4 protein-coding genes are annotated in these 3893 nt (G+C 30.3%); 3 read left to right on the plus strand and 1 reads right to left on the minus strand.

Features of this window, described 5'->3' with window-relative positions:
* Positions 1-132: 132 nt before the first annotated feature.
* Both Q3C15_RS08535 and Q3C15_RS08540 read left to right on the plus strand, forming a co-directional pair.
* Positions 133-1596, plus strand: coding sequence for a hypothetical protein (locus Q3C15_RS08535; RefSeq protein WP_289555116.1), 1464 nt, complete (start codon positions 133-135; stop codon positions 1594-1596).
* Positions 1593-1751, plus strand: a complete 159-nt coding sequence (locus Q3C15_RS08540) for a hypothetical protein (RefSeq protein ID WP_289555113.1) — start codon at positions 1593-1595, stop codon at positions 1749-1751. Before Q3C15_RS08535 ends, Q3C15_RS08540 begins: the two co-directional genes overlap by 4 nt.
* A 114-nt stretch (positions 1752-1865) precedes the next feature.
* Here Q3C15_RS08540 and Q3C15_RS08545 read toward each other — a convergent pair whose 3' ends face one another.
* A complete protein-coding gene (locus Q3C15_RS08545; RefSeq protein WP_289555114.1) occupies positions 1866-2051 on the minus strand; it encodes a hypothetical protein in 186 nt (61 codons plus the stop codon).
* Between the two features lie 132 nt (positions 2052-2183).
* Here Q3C15_RS08545 and Q3C15_RS08550 point away from each other — a divergent pair, with 132 nt between their 5' ends.
* On the plus strand, positions 2184-3872 hold the full coding sequence (locus tag Q3C15_RS08550) for an ABC transporter ATP-binding protein (RefSeq protein WP_289555115.1): 1689 nt from the start codon (positions 2184-2186) through the stop codon (positions 3870-3872).
* Positions 3873-3893 lie beyond the last annotated feature (21 nt).

Below are 3893 nucleotides of genomic sequence, written 5' to 3' on the forward strand. Positions count from 1 at the left end.
CTTTATTTTGAAATATATTGAATATACTTAATATACTTAATATATTTATTTACTATCTTTATTTCTATGTTATACTTTTATCGAACATATGTTCCATTTATTTTATAGGTGGTTAAATTGGATAAAGTATATATGGCAATTGATCTTAAGTCTTTTTATGCTTCAGTTGAGTGTCGTGAACGAAAGTTAGATCCATTAGATATTAATTTAGTGGTTGCAGATCAAAGTCGAACAGATAAAACGATTTGTCTTGCAGTATCTCCTGCTTTAAAAAGCTTTGGAGTTCCAGGAAGACCGCGGTTATTTGAGGTAAAACAGCAAGTTAATCAGTTAAATAATGAGCGTAAGAGTAGGGTCTTAGGTCATCGGTTTCGAGCTGGATCATGTAGTCGTAAAGAGTTAATTAATAATAAAGCATTGGAAATTGGGTTTAGAATAGCAAAACCTAGAATGAAGCTATATGAAGAGGTAAGTGCTTATATTTATAGCATCTATTTAAGATATATTGCAGCAGAGGATATTCATGTTTATTCGATTGATGAAGCATTTATTGATGTGACACCGTATTTAAAACTTTATGATTGTAACCCGGTAGATTTAGCAGACCGAATAATTAATGATGTTTATCGGGAAACGGGAATAACAGCAACGGTAGGCATTGGAACTAATTTATATCTAGCAAAAGTGGCAATGGATATTGTGGCGAAACATATGACGCCAACGAAAGTAGGCTTTAAAGTTGCCGAGTTAAACGAACGTACATATCGGGAGCAATTATGGGATCATCAACCAATTACTGATTTTTGGCGTGTTGGAAAAGGTTATGCTCGAAGATTGGATAAGTTAGATATACATACAATGGGGGAGATTGCAGCGTGTTCTCTGGGTACACTTAGTGATCGGTATAATAAGGCATTATTGTATCGTGAGTTTGGAATTAATGCTGAAATTTTAATTGATCATGCTTGGGGTTTTGAAGATCTGACAATTAAAGATATTAATGATTATCGGCCGAAAAATCATTGTTTGACAGTCGGTCAGTTGTTGAACGAACCATACAATTACAGTGATGGATTAATGATAATTAAAGAAATGAGCCAAGAGCTAGCATTGAAGTTATTGAATACTAAGCAAGTAACGAATGAATTATCTTTGAGCATTCATTACGATTGTAAGACGTTTAATTATGTTGATGATGTTGAAGAAGCTGAAGTTGATCGGTTTGGCAGAGTTCGTCCAAAATCAGTAAGAGGTTGCATTGGCCTTAGCCGGTATTCTAATTTAGAGCAGGATATTAGAGAGCAGTTATTACGATTATTTAATGAAATCGTTGATTCAGATTACTTATTACGGAGGATAACGATTACTGCACATAATTTAAAGGGTTGTCAGGATACGATCGTTAATTATGAGCAGGGCAATTTATTTTGTGATTTTTCAAATGAAGATGGATTGGATCGACAACAAACATTACAAGAAACAACGTTAAAGATTCAGGAACGGTTTGGAAAAAATGCAATTTTTAAAGGATTAGATTTAAAAGATAAGGCTATGACATTAAGAAGAAATAAGCAGATAGGAGGGCATTTAGCATGACGTATGATGTAGAAGAAATAATTGATTATGATTATGCTGCGCATAAGGATCAATATCGCATGCCATTGAACGAAAGAGCTTCGATTTTCTTACCGTTTGCGGCACTAGCAGGGTTTGAAGATGAAATAAATAGAGTGAGTAACGAAAAAAATTAGACTTATAAAATCTACAAGAAGGAAAAGAAAGTTAACATTAATAAAAAACTTGCTTTTAAGTTTAAAAGCAAGTTTTTTTACAGTAGAGATAAAGTACAATTTTACTTGTTATATCTATGCTAATGATGTTGTAAACATAAAGTTGTCTTCTTTATTTTGTTCTTTTTGTTCAAAATGAGTAGATGTTTTATAAATCCAATAATCCCACATAAAAGTGTATGATGTATGGCTACCCATTACGATTCCGTCTTTGATATCAAGTTTTTGAGTTGGAAAGTATAATCCCTTTGGTTTATTCATAAAAAATTCCTCCTTGTATATGATATACATTAAATATAACATAGTAATTAAAGTAAATCATTAATATTTTAAAAATTAGATTAATATTTTAAAATTAATTTATAGAGTTTATGAAAGAAAAGGATTAAATATATGAAAAGATTACATATAAAAATTACATATGAACTTATAATAGGAATAATTTTATCAACTCTTGGAGGAATTATAGGCATATTTATACCATTAGAATTGAAAAAGTTTATAGATATGGCTTCAAAAGAGTTTGATATGAAAAAAATTATTTTAATTGGGATATTTTTTCTATGTCAAACGATATTAACTGCATTAGGAAGTTATATAACAAGTAAAGAAGGGGAGAAAAAAGTAGCAATACAAAGATTAGATATATTTAGACATATTATTAAGTTGCCAATTCCTTTCTTTGACAATAATCATAGTGGTGAACTGGCCAGCAGAGTTGTTAATGATACTGCGGCTATAAGACGATTTTTAACAATGGCATTACCTGAATTTATATCAAGTATAGTTATTTGTTTTGGGTCGGTGATTGCGTTATTTGTACTAGACTGGAAATTAAGTTTATTATTATTAATACTTCTTCCAATGTTAATGGTTTTAATTGCACCGCTTAGTTCTTTAGCAGGGAAATATGCAGTAAAAAATCAAGATGCTCTTAGTAAGTTAACAGGAAGTATTTCAGAATTTTTAAATCAAATTAAATTAATTAAAGCAAGTACTGCTGAAAAACAAGTAAAGCAAAAAGAAAAAAAGAATATTGATAAAATATATAAAATTTCGATAAAGTCAGATTTAATTTCCTCAATAACGGATCCATTGGTATTTTTGTGCTTATTTGCCATGGTTTCAGTTATATTTGGATATGGAGGATATCGAGTTCAACAGGGTACTTTAACGGTAGGAACACTGGTTTCATTTTTAGTATATTTATTTCAAATAATTAACCCGGTTAATGCCATTGTGAATTTTGCAAATGAGTATAAGACTGTTGAAGGGGCAACTGAAAAGATAAATGAAATTTTAAATATAAGTGAAGAAGATTATAATGGGAAAAATTATCAAAAAAAATTCGGAAATCAGGATTTATTACTAAATGATATTACTTTTAGTTATGGAAAAAGAAATGTATTAGATGACCTTTGTTTAAAATTTAAAGCGCATAAAAAAACAGCTATTGTTGGCCCATCGGGAGTAGGAAAAACAACGATATTAAGCTTAATAGAACGTTTTTATGAACCTAATGCGGGAACTATAATGATTGGAAATATTTCCTCAAAAGATTTTACAGTTAGTGATTGGAGAGAACATTTTGCTGCTGTATTACAAGATACTTCTACCATAACTGGTACTATAAAAGATAATCTTTTATTTGGATTAAACTATAATCCAAGTGATCAAGAAATTAATAGAGCACTCGAAAATGCGTACTTATTAGACGATATAAATGCTATGAGCAAAGGAGTCGATACTTTTATAGGAGAAAAAGGTGTAAAACTTTCAGGGGGGCAAAAACAACGGTTACAAATTGCGAGAATCTTTTTAAAGAATCCAGATATTTTAATTTTAGATGAAGCCACATCTAGTTTAGATGGTATGTCAGAAGATTATGTTGAGAAAGCTTTAAAAAATGTTATGAATGATGTGACTACGATAGTAGTTGCACATAGATTATCAACGATAATAGATGCGGATGATATTTACTTTATAGATGACGGGAGAGTTTCAGGTGAAGGTACACATGACGAATTGTTAAGAAATCATAAAAAGTATAGAGAATATGTTCAAAAACAAATAATTAAGTAAAAATAAAAAGCCATTTCTTAA

The organism is Ligilactobacillus sp. 110_WCHN (assembly GCF_030518115.1).
Lineage (GTDB): Bacteria > Bacillota > Bacilli > Lactobacillales > Lactobacillaceae > Ligilactobacillus > Ligilactobacillus aviarius_C.